This window comes from Salinicoccus cyprini (assembly GCF_007713705.1).
Taxonomy (GTDB): domain Bacteria; phylum Bacillota; class Bacilli; order Staphylococcales; family Salinicoccaceae; genus Salinicoccus; species Salinicoccus cyprini.
The window spans coordinates 89,515-109,988 of sequence record NZ_VMSJ01000002.1 but is presented as its reverse complement, the minus strand read 5'-3'; the positions used below and the strand labels follow the sequence as shown (position 1 = coordinate 109,988).

The following is a 20,474-nucleotide window of genomic DNA, read 5'->3' as shown; positions in this document are numbered from 1 at the left end:
GAGCCTATTATAATTGCATCAGTATCACATGTATACCCCTTTTTGATATCATCGGAAGTTAATTGAAGTTTTTAGGAGTGTTTGAAATGAAATATGGATACGTCAGGCCTGTCGAAATGATTGATTCCATGGAACAGCAGCAGAAAACATTGCATAAACATGTTGATCACATATACCAGGAAATACATGATAAAGCTAAAGGCAGAGACCAGCTGGAATTGATGATGTCTGCCATTCAACCGGGTGATACTCTATTTGCTACGGACCTTTTCATTTTCGCAGATTCTACAAAACAGCTCGTGGATCTTGTGAATGAAGCATCCAGGAAAAAAGCCGGCATTGTTGTTCTGAACAAGAACCTGACTATTGATTCGGAAACTGCTTTTACATTCGGACACTCTCTCAATCTGCTTTCCGAATTCCAAAGCGATGTCGTCAAATTCAGGACACGCATGGGAATGACTGAAGCGACAACCAAAGGAAAGCAGCTCGGCCGTCCAAAACGTAGTGACGACAATATAAAAAAAGCAATCAAGATGTACATGTCCAAAAAATATACACTTGATGAAATAAAAGAAGAAACGAATATCAGCCGGGCAACCCTATATCGGCACCTTGATCTATAGATCATGATTGGGGGATGGCAATTGCCATCTCCTATTTCTTTTTCAGCAAACCTTGAATGACCGCACTCTTGCCCTGGTGCATGCGTCCCTCGCTGCGGTGGACAATCACTTCTTTCAGTTCAATGATTTCCACACCGTATCCTTCAAGCTCCCTTCCCAAATCTCCTGCATCAAACATCATATGAATATCTTTCGGCCCCCCTGTCTGAAACTCGATCTGCCTTCTGGAATAGAGTTCAAAGACGATATGCCCACCGGGCTTCACACTTTCAGCAAAATTTCTGATCATTTCCGACTTGCCTGCCGGTGGTACATGACCGAACACATTGATCGCTATATCATATTCACTTTTCGGAAGTGCATCAGGAATTGTAATATCCTGCAGCTGTGTCTTGACGTCTACACCTTCAGATTGTGCCAGTTTATGCGTCTTGTCGATGCCTGACTGTGAAAAGTCATAGGCTGTCACGTCATGGCCGAGTTTCGCCATGTATACTGCATTTCTCCCTTCACCTTCGGCAAGTAGTGCTACTTTGAAATTGCCTTTCTCTTTGAAGATGGACTTAACCCATACATTTGGCTCTGTACCATAAATATATTCTTCCACATCAAATCTCTCATCCCATTGATTCATACTCCGCCTTCTTTCATCAAAAAAGTGTATTCAAATAAACCATACTTTGGTGGAAATAACAGAGCAAGATATATGCCCAATCAATATTTTTGGATTTAATCCATTTGCGTTCTACAATAAGCATGAACATACTTTAATGGAGGTAGATCATATGAAAAATGAACAGATTGTTCTTGCGAAACGTCCTGAAGGTTTACCAGGTGACGATGTATTCAGATTTGAAGATACAGAGGTCGCTCAGCCCTCTGACGGGGAAGCATTGATCAAGCCGCTGTATATATCAGTCGATCCCTACATGCGTGGCCGGATGTCCGATGCCAAATCCTACGTAGCACCTTACGAACTCGATAAGCCACTGCAAGGCCATATCGTTGGTGAAGTTGTGGAATCAAAGGATGATGCGCTTAAAGAAGGAGATCATGTTGTGGGCGTACTGCCCTGGCAGCGTTATATCACCGTTACAACGGATCGCGTGTCCAAAATACAAAACACCGATGTACCGCTTCATCTCTACCTGAGCACACTTGGAATGACGGGACAGACGGCATACCATGGCCTGTTGAAGATCGGCCAGCCTAAAGAAGGCGAAACGGTTGTTGTTTCCGCCGCATCAGGTGCTGTCGGATCCGTAGTCGGACAGATTGCGAAAATTAAAGGCGCCAGAGTCGTTGGTATTGCTGGCGGAGATGAGAAGGTCAGCTACCTTACAGAAACACTCGGCTTCGATGCAGGCGTGGACTATAAAGCAGATGATTTTGAAGAAGCATTCAAAGCAGCAGTGCCCGATGGTGTCGACGTCTATTTCGAGAACGTAGGCGGAGAAGTATCGGACGTCGTTTTCAAGCACCTTAATAAATTCGCACGCATCCCCGTATGTGGTACCATCTCAAGCTATAACAATACGGAAGCAGATATCGGTCCACGCATCCAGGGCGTACTCGTCAAAACACAGGCCCTGATGCAGGGATTCATTGTCGGCAATTACAGCGACGACTTCGAAACAGCTGGAAAAGAACTGGCCGAATGGGTTCAGAATGACAGGATCCATACCGAAGTGTCCATTGAAGAAGGATTTGAAAATGTACCAAAAGCCTTCATCAATCTATTCGAAGGGAAAAACTTCGGTAAACAGGTCGTAAAAATATAATAGCAATATGCAGAACAAGCCTCGGATGCAATCATCCGAGGCTTGTTCTGTAATACATATTCAACTGTTGGAACATGAATGAAGACTAGGAGAAGATTTCATCTATCCTGCTGATTTCATCCTCAGTCAATTCAATTTCCGCTGCTCTTAAGTTGGAGCGGATCTGCTCCCCATTTTTAGCTCCTGGAATCAGAAGATCCATGGAAGGACGGGTGAGATAGAACGCGAGTACGATGTGCGCCACTTCCTCGCCTTTTTCTTCTGCGATCTTCTTCAGCTCATCGACCTTTTTCAAGTTTTCTTCGAACTGCTCTTCTTTATAGAAAGGAAGGTCTGCTCTCAGATCTTCAAATTTCGTATTCTCATCATATTTGCCGGCTAGCAGTCCGGCAGCTAGTGGAAAGTACGGAACAAAAGTAATCTGGTTGTCAGCTGTATATTTTAATAAATCTTTTTCAGCTGAACGATCAAAGAGATTGTACTGACCTTGATAGACGTCGACATGTCCATTCTTGTCCGCTTGCTTGAGCTGCTCAATGGAGAAGTTGGAAACACCGATTGCACGTATTTTTCCTTGTGATTTCAATTCTTCCAATGCCTCCACTGCTTCATCCTTTGGTGTGTCCTCGTCAGGGAAGTGAATATAGAACAGATCGATATAGTCCGTCTTCAGCCGCTTGAGTGCATCTTCTACAGCATGCTTGAGGAATTCCGGCGAGTTGTCGAAGTACTGGTTGCCATCTTCGTCAAAGGCATGTGCTGCTTTTGTGGCAATGATGATGTCTTCGCGGTTGTATTCTTTGATTACTTCACCAACCAGTTCTTCAGAACGTTCCGGACCGTATATATAGGCTGTATCAATCAAAGTGACGCCTGCATCAATCGCATCTCTGACTACTTGACGACCCGCCTCTTCATCCAGATTTTGATAGAGATTGTGACCGCCAACCGCATTTGCACCCAGTGCAATAGGATGGACCTTGATGCCGGAATTTCCAAGCTCAGTAAAACTTGCCATGATTAAAACTTCCTTTCTATAGATGATTCATTTTAATCATATCTTTTCACTCAAGTTCATTACAAACCAGTTGCTCAATAAGATCGAGACTACAGCCATTCCAATAATCTCTTGGCATACTATTAGAAAATATTTGAAGATTTTTCTATCGTTGTGAGATAATCAGGAAAAGAAAGCTGAGCAGTACTGTCGTTCCATGGAGGTGAAAGGCATGACACGATGCCAGAAATGCGGAAAGCAATGGACATTCAAAGAGAAGCTGAGGAAGTCGTTCAAATTTTCATTCGATCGCAGTATGAACTGTCCCCATTGTCAGGAGAAGCAGTATCTGACCAACGGATATAGAAAGAAGAGTGCACTTATTACTTTCCTCATGATTCTGACGATCTTTCTGCCATCATTTCTTGGTGCATCATGGGAGATTTATGTCGTCTGCCTCGTTGCAGCAGTATCTATTGGATTTTTTCTGCAGATCCATACTTTCGAACTCAGCAATACAGACGAGGGGGACTTCTGGAATGAATAGGTACATCAGAAATATCATTATAATTATCATATTGCTTCCTGCTCTCTTACTCATATTCAATTCCTGGTTGTATTTTACATGGTGGGGAAATGCATTCATGATTGTAACGGCGTTATTTGCCATTGGAACCAACGTGGTTGCCATCTGGCATGGCAGGAAGCATAGTTACGATATCAGCGATAATGACTATATGAGAGGGATATAGCATTCAAAGGCAATGGAAAGGTGGAAACGTTATGTGGTTGCTTTATCTGATCTCTGACCTGTAATTCGAATCAGATTACAGGAGGAGATATGAATGGCAAGCAATTGGGCAGAGAAGTTTTATGAAATGCAGTACCGTTCACTGAAGCAGGAAGGTGAACTCACTGTTTATGAAATGGATTTGGCAAAAAGCTTAAAAGAACAGGTTGGCAGGCCACTCGGCAATGTGCTTGAGCTCGGTGCCTGGGATGGTAGATTGGCGCGTATATTGGCAGATGATGCTGACACGATTACTACGGTGGAGCTGATTCCAGAGATGGTGGAAGTGGCAAAAGCTCATTCTGCACCCAATATAACGCCGTTATGCGGTGATTTCTATGATATCAAAATTGACAGTACATTCGATACAATACTGTACATGGATGGATTTGGAGTCGGTGAGGATGAAGACCAGCGGACATTGCTTGAACGGATTGGAAGCTGGCTCAATGATAATGGCACAGCACTTATCGATATCTATAACCCGACCCATTGGATAAAGGCGGATGGACAAAGCATGTGTCCTAATCCTGTAGATCATCCTGAAGTAATAAGACGATATGACTATGATTATGACAACAATAGAATGATCGATACATGGTGGCATGCGGATGAGCCGGAAAATACGCTGTCCCAATACTTGAAGTGCTACACCACGGAGCAGATATATACGCTTTGCCAGGCGGCGGGACTTGATGTAATCGGTTATTTTCCCAACGGAGCCATGGATTATAACGCTTGGCAATACAGTGATAATGCTTCCCTAGAAGAGTGTCTTTCCTACCGCATCAAAGTCAGGAGACACTAGAATAGAAGCCATTCCAAAGAATTTGGAATGGCTTCATAACGTTTACTTCGTTTCAGGATGATGCTGGACGAACACTTCATATATCGACAGTTCAGCGCCGAGAATCGGATTGTCTTCAGGCTTCTTCCCACTATCACCTGACCCATGGGATTTCTGTGTCGCTCTGCTTTCTCTCCATGCATTGAAACTTTCATGATCCTCCCATGTCGTACATACTTCAATTACATCTTCTTCCTCGGTACCTTCTTTGATCAGTACTTCCATCAATACGAACCCTTCGAAAGTATGGACCGATTTCGCTTTGGAGAATCGTTCAGCGACTTCCTGTACGCGCCCCTTCTGAATACTAATTCTATTCACTGCTTTAATCATACGTCTAATGACCTCCTTAAAGTGGTATAGGGTATAAGGAGAATATACCACGAACACTGTTACTCAATAAAATATCAACTTCTAAACTGATATTATTTACTTTATTTGAATATGAGATGTAAAATAAATAGAATCGAAGGGAGGAGATTTCCATGAGTGGGAAAAAGCAGCCGAACAGATCCATGATGGGTGCAGGCCTGGCTATAGGTATTGGTGTTGGCACGGCGCTTGGGGTTGCTCTGGATAACCTGGCCATCGGAGTCGCACTTGGAGCAGGTATCGGTGTGGCACTCGGAGCAGGCATGTCGAATCGCGACGATAATGAAAAATAGTACAGCTGGAGGCAGTAACATGATACTTATCGATAAGGAAAAAAATTATAGAGTGGTCATCAAAGAAAATTTTGCATCCATTCGAACGAACACGGAAACAAACTACTACACAATTATCGAAAACAGAGGGGATATAGAAAACAGCGGCTACTGTGTCCTTAACAATGTATATGTCAATGAAGGCATGGAAGGTCCTTTTGAAGCACGCTTTCTGAGCCGCCAGTCGAATCTGGATACAGTGGACGGCTATAAGGCACTGCGTGTAATGAAGTCGGAGTCGGATCAATATTATGTCATCCTTTCTCTTTGGGAAGCAGAAGAAGACTTTCACAACTGGCAGAACTCTTCCCAATACCAGACCACCCATAAGAAAAGAGGCACAGACTCAGGGCTCGACCGCGATGTTGTAGACAGGACAAAATCTTTCAACTTTCGATTCTTCCTTGGCGGAGAGTAGAAAGAGGTCGTGTCTGCATCACTCCTTTTCATATTGAAATCAGATGAACTTCATGTGCAAGCCAAAATGAAAGCGTGAGTACAGAAAGATCCAAATTCAACAATAAGAAAAGAAGTGTAATATATGAAACGATTTCTGGACTAGGTGCCTCTAGCGATATGTGGCCTTATACTCGGTATCATATCGATTGGAAATCTCTTTTTCTCAATGCAGAACTATATACTCGGTTGGACTTTTACTTCCATGGGATTAATTTTAATGTTGCCGTTCATTCTGAGAATCATAACGATGGGCAAAGGGTTTCTAAAAAGTCTAGAAGATCCGGTTACAGCTGCTGTGTTGGCGGCATTCCCGATGGCGATGATGATTCTATGCACTATAATGAGCCGTTTTACTGAGTACGGCACTCTTATCACTGTAGTTTGGTGGATGGCCGTCATTCTGCATTTCGCAATGTTGACACTATTCATTTTCTATTTCGTCATACCGCATAGATTCAAATCGGATTACCTTCATCCCGGCTGGTTCATTCCTTTTGTAGGGATTGCGATGGTCTCGATTACTTCCACAAATTTCAGCATCGAATTCGGCAGAATCGTTTTCTGGATTGCATTGATTTTTGCAGTTGTTCTGCTTCCAATTGTCATCGGTAAGATGATCAAGGACAATCCAAGTCGTCAGAGCTTCCCTTTAGCTGCGACATTGGCCACCCCTGGATCAATCTGCCTGGCTGCCTATATTTCAGTGATGTCACCACCATCTGTCGGCATGGTCTATGGACTACTGATTCTATCTCAGCTACTATATTTAGTGACCCTGATACTCATCCCTAAAATGCTGAAGCCAGAGTTTTATGCCAGCTATGCTTCGCTGACATTCCCTTTGGCCATCTCAGCCACAGCACTCAACAACACTCTGAATGTAAAGGGGCTTGATGGTACACTAAAAAGTATTCTTGAAGTACTCTCCACCATCGAGCAGTATATCGTCGTTATCATCATTATCTATATTCTGGTGCGCTATATATGGTTCCTCGGTCAAAGCTATACCGAAAGCAGTCAGTCACGGGACTAGAAAGAATACTGCTGAAAAAATCAGATTCAGATTCCTGTTCCTTGTTCCCTGCTTCAAGAGACGGATGAGAACTGGCATAAGAGACAGCACTTCTTTCCATATTGAAAAAACAGGCATCTGGATGTACACTTGATTTTTGTGCTCTATACGGTGCACCACATTCAATCCAAAAAAGAAGTGACATGACATGAAACGATTCTTGTATCAGGTACCAGTGTCAATATGCGGTCTTATACTTGGACTCGTATCGCTCGGCAGCCTATTCTTCTCAATAGAACATCATATCCTCGGCTGGACTTTCATTATAATGGGAGTCCTTTTAATGCTGCCTTTCTTTATGAAAATAACCATTACAGGCAGAGATGCCTTAAAATCCTTGAATGATCCCGTAGCAGCTGCGATATCACCTACTTTTCCGATGTCATTGATGGTGCTCTCAAGTACTTTGAGCCGGTTCACCGCGAATGACATACTTGTGCTCACTGTATGGTGGGGGGCCATCCTCATGCATTTTACACTGATCATATTCTTTACACTCTATTTCATCACACCGAATAGAATACGATCTGAATACATCAATCCTGGATGGTTTGTCACTTTCGTCGGCATCGGCATCATTCCTACCACTTCCAGAAATTTTGGAGTGGAGTTTGGACAGGCCATCATCTGGATCGCACTACTATTCTATATGATCCTTCTGCCGATTATTATCAGACAGATGATAAAAGAAAAAGCCAGTCGCTCAGCTTTCCCTCTGACTGCCATTTTGGCAGCACCAGGCTCGCTATGTCTGACCGGCTATATCTCAGTAGTAGTCCACCCATCGGAAATACTCGTCTATACATTGCTCATTCTCTCGCAGATACTCTATTTTTTGATTGTCCTCATAATGCCGAAAATGCTGGAAATAAAGTTCCACCCAAGCTATGCTGCACTCACATTCCCAACAGTCATTTCAGCTACAGCAATTATCCACGTATTGGATTTTTTTAACACCATGGGACGGATGAACATCATCCTGACGTATCTTTTTACTTTCGAGCTTTATCTGGCTGTGGCCATTGTCGCCTACGTACTGATTCGATATGCACACTTCATTGCAAAGTGCTATTTTGAAAGCAGGCAAACATACGAGTAGAATGCTCGTGCGACTGATATCGACAGACACGCCTCTTCATTGCCATCTTTTTATTAAGTAAAATTTCACTATTATGATTCTGAATAGATCTTTAAAATGATAGACTATCTATAAGAACATTCTAACATTGAGGTGCGTTATGAGCAGAGCAGAAATGGCAATTCTTACAAATATGTGCATGATACAAAATGAAAAAGGGCAAATACTGATTCAGGATAGACTGAAGCATAACTGGCCTGGCGTGACTTTCCCAGGAGGTCATATCGAGAAGGGGGAGTCTTTCCATGACTCCGTGATCCGGGAAGTATTCGAGGAGACGGGACTCACTATCAGAAATCCTAAACTCTGCGGGGTTAAGCAGTTTCAGACTGCAAATGAAGAGCGGTATATTGTGTTCTTCTATAGAGCGAAGGAATTCGAAGGTGAACTGGCAAGCTCTGCTGAAGGAGAAGTCTCCTGGATTGAACCCGAAGACCTTGCAAACTACACACTGGCAAATGATTTTGAAGACATGTACAGAGTGTTTGCTGATGATAGCATATCTGAATTCTTTTATGATGCAGACTGGAAAGTGGCTCTAATGTAGTTTATCCAATACGTTATATGAGCGTTATACCGCATTGCGATACATCTATTTATTACTCTGCTAATAGTAGATTGTTAGTATATTGACAGGCGTTATCATTCGACCATACTGGTTCACGATGCTATACTGAAGATGCAATAGTATAGACACCGAGTCTTATATGTAATCATTAAAGGAGAGATGTAAAATGGCTTACGAACCAAGACCTTCCAACAGCCTTTTCGACATGAATCCGAGTGATATTTTCAGAGATTTTGGCCGCCAGCTATTTCCCCAGATGCCTGAGAGTACGATGAAATCCGATATTCGCGAATATGACAGCACTTATGTACTTGAAGCTGAATTGCCAGGTATCGAGAAGGAGAACATCAGCATTGAATATACGAATGGCGTACTTTCCATTTCAGCCGACCAGTCCACCGAGAATGAATTGAAAAGTGACCTTGGCCGCGTGATTCACCGTGAGCGCAGCTACAGTACAATCAAACGACAGTTTACATTTGATAACATCAGAGAAGAAGGTATTACAGCCGACTTCAATAATGGGGTACTGAAGATTACACTGCCCAAGACAAGTAGAGACAACTATTCGAAACGTATTGAAATCAACTAAATGAAGATAGTGCAGGAAGCATGGATCAACTGATTCATGCTTCTTTTTATGCTGGTTCAATAATTTGCCTTCTATATAAAAAAGTTTTATATTGAAAGTGCTTATAGTATCATAAAGGGATATATTTTTGAAACTTTTCTGTTATACTTGCCTTATTCTTTTCAGGAATCAGGAGGTTTTTTATGATAGAAAAGTTGAAAAGAGAATGGCTTGCTGCACCTGGGGCCAACATCATGGCAGGTATCGTTGTTGCATTGGCACTTATACCTGAAGCAATTGCGTTCTCCATTATTGCCGGAGTCGATCCAATGGTCGGGCTATACGCTTCATTTCTTATATCTGTAATCATTTCGATCGTCGGTGGACGCCCAGCAATGATTTCCGGTGCAACAGGTGCCATTGCGCTGCTGATTGTACCCCTTGTAAGCGAGTATGGTCTGGACTATCTGTTGGCTGCTACAATTCTCATGGGCGTCATACAGTTGATACTCGGCTTTTTGAAAGTCGGTAAGCTGATGAAATTCATACCAAATTCTGTAATGATTGGTTTTGTCAATGCACTTGGCATTATGATTTTCATGTCGCAGATCGAGCATATATTTGGCATTTCCATCGACACCTATGTCTATGTCATCGTCACGCTTCTAATCGTGTATATCGTTCCAAGATTCATTAAGAAACTGCCAGCACCACTGATTGCGCTGGTCGTTCTGACTGCGATATACATCTTCCTCGGTTCTGAAGTCCGTACGGTTGGCAATCTCGGCAATATCAAACGTTCCCTGCCGAGCTTCTTCATCCCGAATGTACCTTTCAATATGGAAACATTGCAGATCATACTGCCTTATTCGCTATCCATGGCCGTCGTCGGACTGGTGGAAAGCCTGCTGACAGCAAAGATTGTCGATAATGCGACAGATACCTACAGCAGTAAGAATAGGGAATCCCGGGGACAGGGCATTGCTAACTTCATTACTGGATTCTTTGGTGGCATGGGTGGCTGTGCCATGATCGGCCAGTCTGTCATCAATGTAAAATCCGGGGCGACAACACGGCTGTCGTCACTCACTGCTGGCGTAGTGCTGATTTTCCTCATCATTGTACTGGGCAATTGGGTGGTCCAGATACCAATGCCCATTCTGGCAGGCATCGTGGTCATGGTATCCATCGGAACTTTCGACTGGGGTTCCTTCAGATATCTGGCCAAGGCGCCACGAACGGACGCATTCGTCATGGTCGTCACTGTTGCTGTCGTCCTGTTCACTCACAACCTGGCCATCGGTGTCGTCGTCGGTGTGCTCTTCAGCGCAATATTCTTTGCCACAAAAATATCCAAAGTGGTCGTTACTTTTGAATCACTCAATGTCAGAAATGTGGTACGCTTTCAAGGACAGATATTCTTTGCCTCGATTGATACAATGATCGATCAGATAGAATTCAAGGAATACGACAAGGCGATCGAACTCGACTTCTCACAGGCTCACCTCTGGGATGATTCTGCAGTGGATGCAATTGATACGATCGTGAGAAAGTTTGAGGAGAAGGGGAACACTGTTCATGTCAGCCAGCTCAACGCGGATAGTCGCAAAATCGTCAAAGAGTTGAGCAGACTTAACGAACAGCATCTCACTTAAAAACAAAGGGGAGAATACCATGTACAAAAAGATTCTACTTGCAGCGGACGGATCTGAAAACAGCTATCGCGCAGCAGAGGAAACATTGAATTTTATTGATGGGAACTCGGAGGTGACCATCCTCAACGTCATCAACACAAACGATTCAAAGGATGACGTTCTGCATAACACACCTGGTGAAAGCATAAATGCCAAAAGAAAAGAGAAGTTGCAAAGCATCATCAATTTCTACGAAACCAATAACATTCCCTACAAGGTGCAATTTGAACACGGTACACCAAATGAGACCGTCGTCAAAATTGCCAACAGCGAAAAACATCAGGCAGTCGTGCTCGGGACAAGAGGCTTGAATGGGCTGCAGGAGATGGTACTTGGCAGTGTCAGCCATAAGGTGGCAAAGCGTGCCGAAATCCCTGTAATCATTGTAAAGTAATCTATCAGAAGCTTATGGATCATGTGGATTCTATAAGCTTTTTCATTATCATGGTGAATCATGGAATCCTGGATGGAAGTGGAACTGTAATGAAAAATAATACGAATTTCTACTATGGATGGGTCATAGTTTTTGTCTGTGGTCTTGCAGTATTTTTCTCAGGGCCGGGCCAGACCTATTCAAATGCCGTTTTTATCGATCAATATATCAATACGTTTGGATGGAGCCGGACCGAAGTTTCAAGCATCTACTCTTTCGCCACTCTGGTAGCCGGCTTTGTCATGATTGCAGTGGGAAACTTCATCGACCGCTTCGGCCAGAAAAAGATGATGATCATCGCCGCTTTCTTTCTGGCTCTGGCCTGTTTCCTGAATAGTGCTGTAACCAGTACTTTCATGCTGGCAATCGGCTTTTTCCTGATCCGTCTCTTTGGACAGGGCAGTATGACGCTGATTCCGAATACGCTTCTCCCCCAGTGGTTCATAAGAAAAAGAGGGCTGTCATTCAGTTTGATGACACTCGGAAGCTTTTTGAGTGCCATGCTTTTTCCAATCATCAACGTATGGCTCATTTCTGAATGGGGATGGCGTTTTGCCTGGCAGTTCTGGGGCGTATCTCTGATTGTAATATTCATTCCGATTGCATGGTTCTTTACATATAATACTCCAGAGCAGATTGGACTTTCACCAGATGGTCCACGGAAGAAAAAGGCAGGGGATGATGAAACAGAAAACGTAGACATTTTTGATTTCGAAGACAGCTGGACCTTGAAAGAAGCATCACGCACGCTTTCTTTCTGGACACTTCTTATATGTGTCGGTATCCCTTCCATGATCAATACGGGCATCACCTTCCATATCGTGTCCATCTTCAGTGAAAATGGACTGGAAGTCAGTGCGTCTGCCATGGTACTTAGCCTTATGGCAATTGTGGGTATACCGATGTCTTTCATATCCGGTGTGATTACCGACCGTATCAGAACAAATTATATTCTGCTTATGATATTTATTATAGAAATCATCATCCTGCTTCTGCTGAATAACGTCACCACCTATTATCTCGCCATTCTATTCGGTGTCATCTGGGGCATTTCGAACGGCCTGGAACGTATCGGTACCAATGTAGTATGGTCGAACTACTTCGGCAGAAGGTATGTAGGCAGCATCAATGGTGTCGGGTCGACCATGATCGTCATCGGCTCTTCATTGGGACCACTGCCTTTTGGACTCGGATATGATACGTTCGGCAGCTATACTGCTGTCATCAGTATCATGTTCATTTTTCCTGTCATCGGCATCATATGCGCGCTACTGTCCAAAAAGCCGCAGAAATTTCTACATTAGCCACCACTGCTGACAGAGGAGGAAACTATGATGGTCGACCAGCACTGCAAACTATGTCACACGCCAGTCAGAATCTATACCCATGCAAAACTGGGGCGATTCTATCTCTGCACTGGGTGTGAATTTATATTCAAGGACCGAGCCTTCTTCCTTTCCGAAGATGAAGAACGGCAATCCTATAGGAGACATAACAACTCGATAGAAGATCCAAGATACGTGACGTTCTTCTACAAGTTTCTTGACGACGCTGTATTTCCCTACATCGGGACAGGCAGACAGGGGTTCGATTTCGGCAGCGGACCAGAACCTGTATTGGCAACACTCCTGGAGCAGAATCATGGCTTCCAGATGGATATCTATGATATCTTCTATGCTCCCGACAAGGTGTATCAAGGCAAGAAATATGATCTGATTACAGCAACCGAAGTCGTGGAGCATCTCGGGGATCCATTACATTACTTCAAACGCTTTGCCGGACTGCTCAAACCGGATGGGGTACTCGCCGTCATGACATTGTTCCATCATAATGACATATCCCATTTCAATAATTGGCACTATATGCGCGATCGGACCCATGTTTCCTTCTACACACCAAAGACAATGCGCCATATTGCTGAGCAGAGCGGGCTCAAAGTTGTTCATACGGATGGAATCCGCTACACGACTTTCATGCTGGATGACTGATTTACATACTGGAATTCATTCAGATGCGAATATACGAAGTGTATGACACATTTGAATAAATTCCAGTATAATGGAAGGTAACATTTTAATGGGAGTGTGTGCTATGGTGAATACTTTTGGTAACGATTTCAAATATCAGACGATCGACAGGGACAGGGATATGAGAGCAAAGTATCTGAATCTACTCTCTGAGAAGTTTGATAGCGAAGAGAAAGTGGTAACGGAAATCATCAACCTGGAATCCATTCTGGATCTTCCGAAAGGCACAGAGCATTTTGTCAGTGATCTGCACGGGGAGTTCCATGCATTCCAGCATGTACTGAGAAACGGCTCCGGCAATGTCCGGGTAAAGATTCACGATATTTTCAAGGACAGGCTGTCGGAAGAGGAGATCAGCCAGTTTGCAGCACTTGTCTACTACCCTGAGGATAAGATGAAGCTGATCAAAAATCAGGTGGATTCCAAAGAGGCATTGAACGAATGGTATAAAACGAAGATCCATCATATGATCGAACTGATTTCCTATGCGTCTTCGAAGTATACGCGGTCGAAGCTGAGGAAGGCACTGCCCAAGCAGTTTGTCTACATCATCGAAGAGCTGCTCTACAAGACGGATGAAGATACCAACAAGAAACCTTATTACGAGAAGATTGTGGAAAAGATCATCTCCCTGGGTCAGGCAGAAAAGCTGATCATCGGGCTGTCGCATACTACACAGCGTCTTGTGGTCGACCATCTTCATGTCGTCGGTGATATTTATGATCGTGGACCGGAACCGGATAAGATCATGGATACACTGATCGACTACCATTCCCTCGACATCCAGTGGGGCAACCATGATGTCCTGTGGATCGGCGCCTTTGCAGGATCCAAAGTATGCCTGGCGAACATACTCAGAATCTGTGCACGCTACAACAACCTCGATATCATTGAGGACGCATATGGCATCAACTTGCGTCCACTGCTCAATCTGGCGGAGAAATACTATGACGATAATCCGGCGTTCCATCCGAAGCAGCAGTCGGATAAGCCATTGTCCGAACAGGAGAAGCATCAGATTACCATCATCCATCAGGCAATTGCCATGATCCAGTTCAAACTGGAAAGCCCGATCATCAAGCGACGCCCATACTTTGATATGGACGAGCGTCTGGTGCTTGAAAAGGTCGAATACGACAAGCAGGAAATTACAGTCTACGGACAGACGTATCCGCTGCAGAATACATGCTTCAAAACCATCAATCCAGAGAATCCTGCAGAGCTGCTCGAAGAGGAGCAGGAAGTCATCGATAAGCTCCTGCTCTCCGTGCAGCAGTCGGAAAAGCTGAAACGTCATATGAGCTTCCTGATGAAAAAAGGCAGCCTATACTTGAAGTACAACGGAAATCTGCTGATCCATGGCTGTATCCCAGTAGATGAGAATGGGGATATGGAACAGATGGAGATTGATGGAGAAATCTATAAAGGACGGGAGCTTCTGAATCAGTTTGAATATCATCTGCGCAAGGCATTTGCAGATGTTGAATCGACGGATGACCTGTCGACCGACCTTGTCTGGTATCTATGGACCGGAAAATATTCCTCACTGTTCGGCAAACGTGCCATGACAACATTTGAACGCTACTTCATTGAGGACAAGGCTTCCCATAAAGAAGTAAAGAACCCGTATTATCATCTGCGTGAAGATAGTGAAATGTGTAAAAAAATGCTCGAGGAATTCGATCTCGATCCGGAGCAGGGGCACATCATCAATGGACATACACCTGTAAAGGAAAGGGACGGGGAAAATCCGATCAAGGCGAACGGCAAGATGATCGTCATCGATGGCGGATTCTCGAAAGCCTACCAGAAGACGACAGGAATAGCCGGATATACGCTGCTGTTCAATTCCTATGGCATGCAGCTGGTGGCCCATCAGCATTTCAATTCCAAAGAGAATGTTCTGATGAACGGTGCCGATGCCATGTCCGTCCGCAGAGTGGTTGATGAAGAACTTGAAAGACAGATGATACTGGACACCAACATTGGAGCGAGACTGCAGGAAGAGATCGAAATGCTCCAGGCACTCATGTCCTATCGCTACATCAATTAAATAATTACATTATGTAAGCATATAACATGACAAGCCTCTCCATTTCTGCGAAACTGGAAAACATGAAAAGGAGAGGATACAGATGATTCACTATCTATTGAATGCTTTCATTGGAAAAAATATCATTGAAAGCGGACTGACAAAAGTTGAGAATGAAGGACAGGTCGGCGAGGATTTCGAAAAGGAATTCAATGTCAATCCCAACCAGATGAAGATTGCAGGCTATCTTGAAGCCATCGGCGCAATGCTTCTGTTTGCATCCTTCCTTGGTAAATCATTCACACGCATCGGTTCCATCATGGTCGGTTCCGTAATGGGTGTGGCAGCATATAAGCACTACAAGGCCGGACACGGCTACGAAGGCAGCAAAAATGCACTTAAATTCCTTGGACTCAGTGCGTTGAGCTTTGCGAGCACGTTCAATAAAAAATAATGTTTTCTTAACCTGGAAACATCATATAAAAACAGCGGACCCCGAGGTCCGCTGTTTTTATTTTGAGCAATATTATTTTATAGGAAGATGAATAATTGTATAATTTCATGTAATGCATTTGAATCCACATCGGAAAGGGGGAGTGTTTCACGTGAAAAAACTGATTGTTTTTCTTTTTATAATCATACTCATCACAACAGGACTATTCATAGTGGACCGCCAGACTGAAAGAGGGCTGATAGGTACTTTGGAATATACACTGCTCCCCGATCCGATGGCCACGAATTTCTATGATGCAGGTGAATGCACCTTTTATGTATTCAATAAGGTAAAAGCAAATGGAGAAATGATTGAAACAAGCTGGCGCAATGCAGAATTCTGGGCGGCAAGAGCCAAGACAGATGGCTACACAGTCAATGATGAACCCGCAGAAGGCGCCATCCTTCAGACTTCAAGAGGCGAGATTGGTCATGTCGCCTATATAGAGACCGTCAATGAGGACGGATCGATTGATATATCCGAAATGAATTACCGTGAACCCTATGAGGTGACAGAACGTACCATCACCGCTGACAGAATTGACGAATACGCATATATCCATCCCAAGGTGAATCCAAGACCGAAGGAGATGAAAGCTCAGACGCAGAACAGCGCCTGAGCTTCTTTTTCAAACTGATGTTTTCTCTTTTTTAAAATGCCATTGCCTGGCTTTCGGATGAAAATAAGTTGCGACTCTCAGCAGGTATTCAAGCGGACCATATCGAAATTTTGATGTATACCAGGTCGCCAGAAACATCTGAAACACATAGACCAGCAGGAATATGATGACAGCCTGACCGAATATATCACGTCCGAACCAGCCGAGCCCATATCCATAGAAGAGGGTAGTCGCAATCAGACTCTGCATGATATACATGGTGAGCGACAGTTTCCCCATGCTTCTAAATCCGATGAAGATGAAATTTTGTCGATACTTCGTGTGGAGATTTCTGATCAGCACAATAAGACCGAAAGAAAGCACGCTTCCGAAGAAAATGTGAAGCATGGAGGCCAGGTCTTTGTTGTCCATCCAGATGATGCTTGATTTCATGAATATGCTTACCGGAATCAGAAAGATGAACAGGTTGGCACTTAGCAGCCGGTTGGAATTTTTACTGAACCAGTCGCTTTTCGACAGATAGATTCCAATGTTGTAGTAGAAAATCGGCATCAGCAGACCCGCAATCAAGAGAATGATGCCCGCGCCTTCAAGATAACTTACAATTTCTGTAATATAAGGATCTTCCAGATGATTGCGTGCTTGATAGGCATTTGCATATGTACCTTCTCCGTAGGCGAATTTCAGTTCCTTCAGGTAGCCTTGCATATCTACATCATTCGGAGCAGGGACTTCTTCTGCCGGTGCGAAGACAGCGAGTGATGTAATCAGTAAAGCTGCAGAAATGGAGAGGGTGGTCACCCATTTGAAGAATCTTTTGCCGAGACCGATGAACGGGATGATGAAGAGCATGGCAATACCATATGCCAGAAGAATGTCACCTTCCCATATGAAATAGCTGTGAAGCAGACCGAACGCAATAAGTGTGAAGGCCCTCATATACAGCTTGATTCTCTTCAGTTTCACTTGCTTTCGCTTCATCGACTGGAACAGCCTGTCCAGGGAGAAGCCGAACAGAATGGCAAAGATGGGCAGGAAGCTACTTTCAAAAATAATTTTTACGCCTTTCAATATACCCTCATTAAGAGGATGCAGTTCAAAGTATTCCAGATGATCCTTTCCGGTCAGACCATATTGGAAGATCAGCAGATTTGCCATGAAAATGCCGAACAGGCTGAATCCTCTGATGGCATCCACGGCTTCAATTCTTTTCATGTCAATCACCTCGCCATCCATTATGAAGGAAGAACCTTAAACTCTCTTTATGCCCACCTTAAATATAGCTTAATTATCCGAATATCAATGGTCATCAACTCCAACACGTAATAGAATATGTATTGAGGTGAACAGCATGGATAACAAAGTTCTGATTATTGAAGACGATAAAGACATTTGCGAGCTGATTCAGCTTGCCCTTGCCGGCAAGAACAACACGAAAATTCACACTGCTGAAGATATCGGAAGTGCCAGGGCACTCATCAGCCAGTACCAGTTCGAAGTCATTCTGCTCGATCTGAACTTGAAAACCGAAAGCGGATATGAACTGATGCGATATATCGATACTGCCTATACGAAAATATTGATTGTCACCGCTAAAAATACAGAGCTTGATGTATACAAAGGGTTTGAACAAGGTGCGGTGGACTACATCAAGAAACCATTCGATCCAATGGAACTGGCATATAGAGTCAACGTCCATCTCGACAGGGCCAGAATATATGAATATGGCCACCTAAGAATAAATTCGAATGCTGCCGAGGTTTTTGTCAATGGTCAGCCGGTCAGACTGACTTCAAGGGAATACGACCTGCTTTTATTCTTCATACATAATAGGAATCAGATTCTCACCAAAGAACAGCTATATGATAAAGTTTGGGGCTACCATAGGGTGACCGACGATAATACGCTTATGGTACACATGCGGACTTTAAGAAAGAAGATTGAAATGGACCCCGATCATCCGGCACTTATTGTCACTATCAGAGGCAAAGGATACATATTTAAAGGACAGGACCATGAATAGACGCTTTACTCTCAAGTTCATCAAGTACATTTTTCTTTTCCTTGCTTCCAGTATTTTTTTGATGATCATCGGTCTCATTCTGTTCTTTTACAATTTCAATATACTCTTCTATAATTCCATGGAAGACATTGATGCGGATTATCTTATAAACGGAGTGACCGGAACCCGCGGCGATTATGCTTTCAGCGAGAATTTCCAGAACATGCTCGAAGAGAGTGATATGGAAGCCTATATCGTCGATGATGAAGGTGATGCCATCCATCCTGAAAACGCTGGAAATCTGAAGCAGCGGATATTTGATAACTTGTGGGGCACGATGGCAATGCCTTATAAAGAGGGGGAGCATGTCATACTGATAAAGGAGACTCCCGAGAACCTCTCAATCCAGAATAGCCATGCAGTTGATATGTCGAAGCTGATCAACAGTCTGTACCTTCATAACCACAACGCATACCAGTATTATATTGAAGATGACGGTCTCTACTTTACAGAAAACCCACTCCAACGGGATTATGTGCATGTCGATGAGTTCAGTGAAAGGGACATCACGCTGTTCAAAAGAATTGGAATCATTCTGCTCGTTGTACCGGCTTTGAATATCCTGATTACAGTCATCATGGCCATACTGCTGTCCCGGCGCATCAGCAGACCTTTATTCTTCTATATCGACTGGATCGAACAGCTTGCCCGGGGCAGACTGTATAAACCCGGTTCGGAACATAATCACAAACGCGGAAAAAAGCTGTTCCAGGAACTGGACACATCACTTGAGACATTGAACGCCCAGCTGATTGATGACCATCTGTACCAGAACCAGATCAGCTACTATCGTGAAAAGTGGATCAGCCAGATTACCCATGATCTGAAGTCTCCACTGACTTCGATATATGGGTACTCAAAGATTCTGGCACAATATCCAGTCAAAACAGAAGCATACAGTGGATTGATTTCCGAAAAAGCCAAGTATATGGAACAGCTTATAGATGGACTGAATCATAATTTTAAAATTGAAACCAGTCAGATGAATATCGACCGGGAAGCATTTTCCATCGTCGATCTGCTCAATGGTATCAAACAGACTATCGGATACCGGCATATGACAGTCACACATGACCTTGTCGACTCAGAGTATTATGGCAACCGGCTCTATCTGGAGAGGATGTTCGTCAATCTGATTGATAACAGTATTGAGCATAACCGGCACAATCCTGATATTTCAATACACGTGAGGGATACAGAAGATGATCTGATCATCGACTACAGGGATAATGGACATGGAATCGGATCAATGGACATGCAGGCCTTCAGAGGCACTTCTTCAACCAAGAAAGAAAGGGAAGGCCATGGAATCGGAGGTTCCATCATTCTGGATGCCATCGATTTTCACAATGGAGAGCTTTCCCACATCTCCAAAAGCAGCGGCCTGCATTTCGTCATAACACTCAGTAAAAAATGAGGGAGAGGAAGTAATCACTCCACTGATATAATGCATCACGATATGTAAAATCGCAACGCACGTCGTTATATGACTGTACGTTCAATAGTATTCCCGGGCGTTATACAGCGTTATTACGGCGTTATCAACCTGGCCGTCCGATAA

The 20,474-nt window shown here is 43.7% G+C and carries 23 protein-coding genes; 19 read left to right on the top strand and 4 right to left on the bottom strand.

The features are described from left to right. The first annotated feature begins 86 nt into the window (after positions 1-86). Positions 87-626, top strand: coding sequence for a recombinase family protein (locus tag FO441_RS06770; protein WP_186365497.1), 540 nt, complete (start codon positions 87-89; stop codon positions 624-626). Between the two features lie 31 nt (positions 627-657). Here the strand turns inward: FO441_RS06770 and FO441_RS06765 are convergent, their stop codons facing one another. After that, positions 658-1,260: a class I SAM-dependent methyltransferase gene (locus FO441_RS06765; RefSeq protein WP_145287681.1), complete on the bottom strand. Its 603-nt coding sequence runs from the start codon at positions 1,258-1,260 to the stop codon at positions 658-660. A 151-nt stretch (positions 1,261-1,411) separates the two neighbouring features. Here FO441_RS06765 and FO441_RS06760 point away from each other — a divergent pair, with 151 nt between their 5' ends. Then, on the top strand, positions 1,412-2,407 hold the full coding sequence (locus tag FO441_RS06760) for an NADP-dependent oxidoreductase (protein WP_145287678.1): 996 nt from the start codon (positions 1,412-1,414) through the stop codon (positions 2,405-2,407). 85 nt (positions 2,408-2,492) lie between these two features. Here the strand turns inward: FO441_RS06760 and FO441_RS06755 are convergent, their stop codons facing one another. After that, the gene (locus tag FO441_RS06755) at positions 2,493-3,425 is read right to left on the bottom strand and encodes an aldo/keto reductase (protein ID WP_145287675.1); all 933 of its coding nucleotides are present in this window, start codon (positions 3,423-3,425) and stop codon (positions 2,493-2,495) included. Between the two features lie 211 nt (positions 3,426-3,636). Between FO441_RS06755 and FO441_RS06750 the strand changes: the two genes are divergently transcribed. Then, complete coding sequence (locus FO441_RS06750; RefSeq protein ID WP_186365496.1) at positions 3,637-3,951, top strand: TIGR04104 family putative zinc finger protein; 315 nt, start codon at positions 3,637-3,639, stop codon at positions 3,949-3,951. A gap of 298 nt (positions 3,952-4,249) precedes the next feature. Continuing rightward, positions 4,250-5,002 (top strand): class I SAM-dependent methyltransferase, encoded by a 753-nt coding sequence (locus tag FO441_RS06745; protein ID WP_145287669.1) that lies wholly within the window; start codon positions 4,250-4,252, stop codon positions 5,000-5,002. A gap of 42 nt (positions 5,003-5,044) precedes the next feature. Here FO441_RS06745 and FO441_RS06740 read toward each other — a convergent pair whose 3' ends face one another. After that, positions 5,045-5,374, bottom strand: coding sequence for an antibiotic biosynthesis monooxygenase (locus FO441_RS06740; protein WP_145287666.1), 330 nt, complete (start codon positions 5,372-5,374; stop codon positions 5,045-5,047). Positions 5,375-5,526: 152 nt separating this feature from the next. Between FO441_RS06740 and FO441_RS06735 the strand changes: the two genes are divergently transcribed. The 13 genes from FO441_RS06735 (at position 5,527) to FO441_RS06675 (ending at position 16,851) form a co-directional block, all read left to right on the top strand. Beyond that, entirely contained in the window at positions 5,527-5,706 is a 180-nt protein-coding gene (locus tag FO441_RS06735) for a glycine zipper domain-containing protein (RefSeq protein ID WP_145287663.1), read from the top strand. 19 nt (positions 5,707-5,725) lie between these two features. Further along, entirely contained in the window at positions 5,726-6,163 is a 438-nt protein-coding gene (locus FO441_RS06730; RefSeq protein WP_186365495.1) for an antibiotic biosynthesis monooxygenase family protein, read from the top strand. A gap of 144 nt (positions 6,164-6,307) precedes the next feature. Further along, complete coding sequence (locus FO441_RS06725) at positions 6,308-7,237, top strand: TDT family transporter (RefSeq protein ID WP_145287657.1); 930 nt, start codon at positions 6,308-6,310, stop codon at positions 7,235-7,237. A gap of 187 nt (positions 7,238-7,424) precedes the next feature. Continuing rightward, complete coding sequence (locus FO441_RS06720) at positions 7,425-8,375, top strand: TDT family transporter (protein ID WP_145287654.1); 951 nt, start codon at positions 7,425-7,427, stop codon at positions 8,373-8,375. Positions 8,376-8,514: 139 nt separating this feature from the next. Next, the gene (locus FO441_RS06715; RefSeq protein WP_145287651.1) at positions 8,515-8,961 is read left to right on the top strand and encodes an 8-oxo-dGTP diphosphatase; all 447 of its coding nucleotides are present in this window, start codon (positions 8,515-8,517) and stop codon (positions 8,959-8,961) included. A gap of 187 nt (positions 8,962-9,148) precedes the next feature. Continuing rightward, positions 9,149-9,574: an Hsp20/alpha crystallin family protein gene (locus tag FO441_RS06710; protein ID WP_145287648.1), complete on the top strand. Its 426-nt coding sequence runs from the start codon at positions 9,149-9,151 to the stop codon at positions 9,572-9,574. Between the two features lie 182 nt (positions 9,575-9,756). Beyond that, complete coding sequence (locus tag FO441_RS06705; protein WP_145287645.1) at positions 9,757-11,208, top strand: SulP family inorganic anion transporter; 1,452 nt, start codon at positions 9,757-9,759, stop codon at positions 11,206-11,208. A gap of 19 nt (positions 11,209-11,227) precedes the next feature. Continuing rightward, positions 11,228-11,641 carry a universal stress protein gene (locus tag FO441_RS06700; RefSeq protein ID WP_145287642.1) on the top strand — a complete coding sequence of 138 codons (414 nt, stop codon included), beginning with the start codon at positions 11,228-11,230 and terminating at the stop codon, positions 11,639-11,641. An 89-nt stretch (positions 11,642-11,730) separates the two neighbouring features. Beyond that, positions 11,731-12,984, top strand: coding sequence for an MFS transporter (locus tag FO441_RS06695; RefSeq protein ID WP_145287638.1), 1,254 nt, complete (start codon positions 11,731-11,733; stop codon positions 12,982-12,984). A 27-nt stretch (positions 12,985-13,011) separates the two neighbouring features. Further along, positions 13,012-13,668 carry a class I SAM-dependent methyltransferase gene (locus tag FO441_RS06690; RefSeq protein WP_145287636.1) on the top strand — a complete coding sequence of 219 codons (657 nt, stop codon included), beginning with the start codon at positions 13,012-13,014 and terminating at the stop codon, positions 13,666-13,668. A 160-nt stretch (positions 13,669-13,828) separates the two neighbouring features. Beyond that, complete coding sequence (locus FO441_RS06685; RefSeq protein WP_145288248.1) at positions 13,829-15,760, top strand: fructose-1,6-bisphosphatase; 1,932 nt, start codon at positions 13,829-13,831, stop codon at positions 15,758-15,760. Between the two features lie 82 nt (positions 15,761-15,842). Further along, positions 15,843-16,193, top strand: coding sequence for a hypothetical protein (locus FO441_RS06680; RefSeq protein WP_145287633.1), 351 nt, complete (start codon positions 15,843-15,845; stop codon positions 16,191-16,193). Between the two features lie 151 nt (positions 16,194-16,344). After that, positions 16,345-16,851 carry a CHAP domain-containing protein gene (locus FO441_RS06675; RefSeq protein ID WP_145287630.1) on the top strand — a complete coding sequence of 169 codons (507 nt, stop codon included), beginning with the start codon at positions 16,345-16,347 and terminating at the stop codon, positions 16,849-16,851. 9 nt (positions 16,852-16,860) lie between these two features. Here FO441_RS06675 and FO441_RS06670 read toward each other — a convergent pair whose 3' ends face one another. After that, entirely contained in the window at positions 16,861-18,066 is a 1,206-nt protein-coding gene (locus FO441_RS06670) for a DUF418 domain-containing protein (protein WP_186365494.1), read from the bottom strand. A gap of 136 nt (positions 18,067-18,202) precedes the next feature. Between FO441_RS06670 and FO441_RS06665 the strand changes: the two genes are divergently transcribed. After that, entirely contained in the window at positions 18,203-18,874 is a 672-nt protein-coding gene (locus FO441_RS06665; RefSeq protein ID WP_145287624.1) for a response regulator transcription factor, read from the top strand. Next, positions 18,867-20,330, top strand: coding sequence for a sensor histidine kinase (locus FO441_RS06660; RefSeq protein ID WP_145287621.1), 1,464 nt, complete (start codon positions 18,867-18,869; stop codon positions 20,328-20,330). Before FO441_RS06665 ends, FO441_RS06660 begins: the two co-directional genes overlap by 8 nt. Positions 20,331-20,474: the final 144 nt, after the last annotated feature.

What these genes read in the sequence shown, in the direction of transcription:
- FO441_RS06685 (WP_145288248.1), top strand. Translation starts at nt 13,829, where the DNA reads ATGAGAGCAAAGTATCTGAATCTACTCTCTGAGAAGTTTGATAGCGAA.
- FO441_RS06660 (WP_145287621.1), top strand. Translation starts at nt 18,867, where the DNA reads ATGAATAGACGCTTTACTCTCAAGTTCATCAAGTACATTTTTCTTTTC.
- FO441_RS06715 (WP_145287651.1), top strand. Translation starts at nt 8,515, where the DNA reads ATGAGCAGAGCAGAAATGGCAATTCTTACAAATATGTGCATGATACAA.
- FO441_RS06700 (WP_145287642.1), top strand. Translation starts at nt 11,228, where the DNA reads ATGTACAAAAAGATTCTACTTGCAGCGGACGGATCTGAAAACAGCTAT.
- FO441_RS06745 (WP_145287669.1), top strand. Translation starts at nt 4,250, where the DNA reads ATGGCAAGCAATTGGGCAGAGAAGTTTTATGAAATGCAGTACCGTTCA.
- FO441_RS06770 (WP_186365497.1), top strand. Translation starts at nt 87, where the DNA reads ATGAAATATGGATACGTCAGGCCTGTCGAAATGATTGATTCCATGGAA.
- FO441_RS06720 (WP_145287654.1), top strand. Translation starts at nt 7,425, where the DNA reads ATGAAACGATTCTTGTATCAGGTACCAGTGTCAATATGCGGTCTTATA.
- FO441_RS06760 (WP_145287678.1), top strand. Translation starts at nt 1,412, where the DNA reads ATGAAAAATGAACAGATTGTTCTTGCGAAACGTCCTGAAGGTTTACCA.
- FO441_RS06690 (WP_145287636.1), top strand. Translation starts at nt 13,012, where the DNA reads ATGATGGTCGACCAGCACTGCAAACTATGTCACACGCCAGTCAGAATC.
- FO441_RS06755 (WP_145287675.1), bottom strand. Translation starts at nt 3,425, where the DNA reads ATGGCAAGTTTTACTGAGCTTGGAAATTCCGGCATCAAGGTCCATCCT.
- FO441_RS06765 (WP_145287681.1), bottom strand. Translation starts at nt 1,260, where the DNA reads ATGAATCAATGGGATGAGAGATTTGATGTGGAAGAATATATTTATGGT.
- FO441_RS06730 (WP_186365495.1), top strand. Translation starts at nt 5,726, where the DNA reads ATGATACTTATCGATAAGGAAAAAAATTATAGAGTGGTCATCAAAGAA.
- FO441_RS06680 (WP_145287633.1), top strand. Translation starts at nt 15,843, where the DNA reads ATGATTCACTATCTATTGAATGCTTTCATTGGAAAAAATATCATTGAA.
- FO441_RS06705 (WP_145287645.1), top strand. Translation starts at nt 9,757, where the DNA reads ATGATAGAAAAGTTGAAAAGAGAATGGCTTGCTGCACCTGGGGCCAAC.
- FO441_RS06710 (WP_145287648.1), top strand. Translation starts at nt 9,149, where the DNA reads ATGGCTTACGAACCAAGACCTTCCAACAGCCTTTTCGACATGAATCCG.
- FO441_RS06735 (WP_145287663.1), top strand. Translation starts at nt 5,527, where the DNA reads ATGAGTGGGAAAAAGCAGCCGAACAGATCCATGATGGGTGCAGGCCTG.
- FO441_RS06695 (WP_145287638.1), top strand. Translation starts at nt 11,731, where the DNA reads ATGAAAAATAATACGAATTTCTACTATGGATGGGTCATAGTTTTTGTC.
- FO441_RS06670 (WP_186365494.1), bottom strand. Translation starts at nt 18,066, where the DNA reads ATGAAAAGAATTGAAGCCGTGGATGCCATCAGAGGATTCAGCCTGTTC.
- FO441_RS06750 (WP_186365496.1), top strand. Translation starts at nt 3,637, where the DNA reads ATGACACGATGCCAGAAATGCGGAAAGCAATGGACATTCAAAGAGAAG.
- FO441_RS06740 (WP_145287666.1), bottom strand. Translation starts at nt 5,374, where the DNA reads ATGATTAAAGCAGTGAATAGAATTAGTATTCAGAAGGGGCGCGTACAG.
- FO441_RS06665 (WP_145287624.1), top strand. Translation starts at nt 18,203, where the DNA reads ATGGATAACAAAGTTCTGATTATTGAAGACGATAAAGACATTTGCGAG.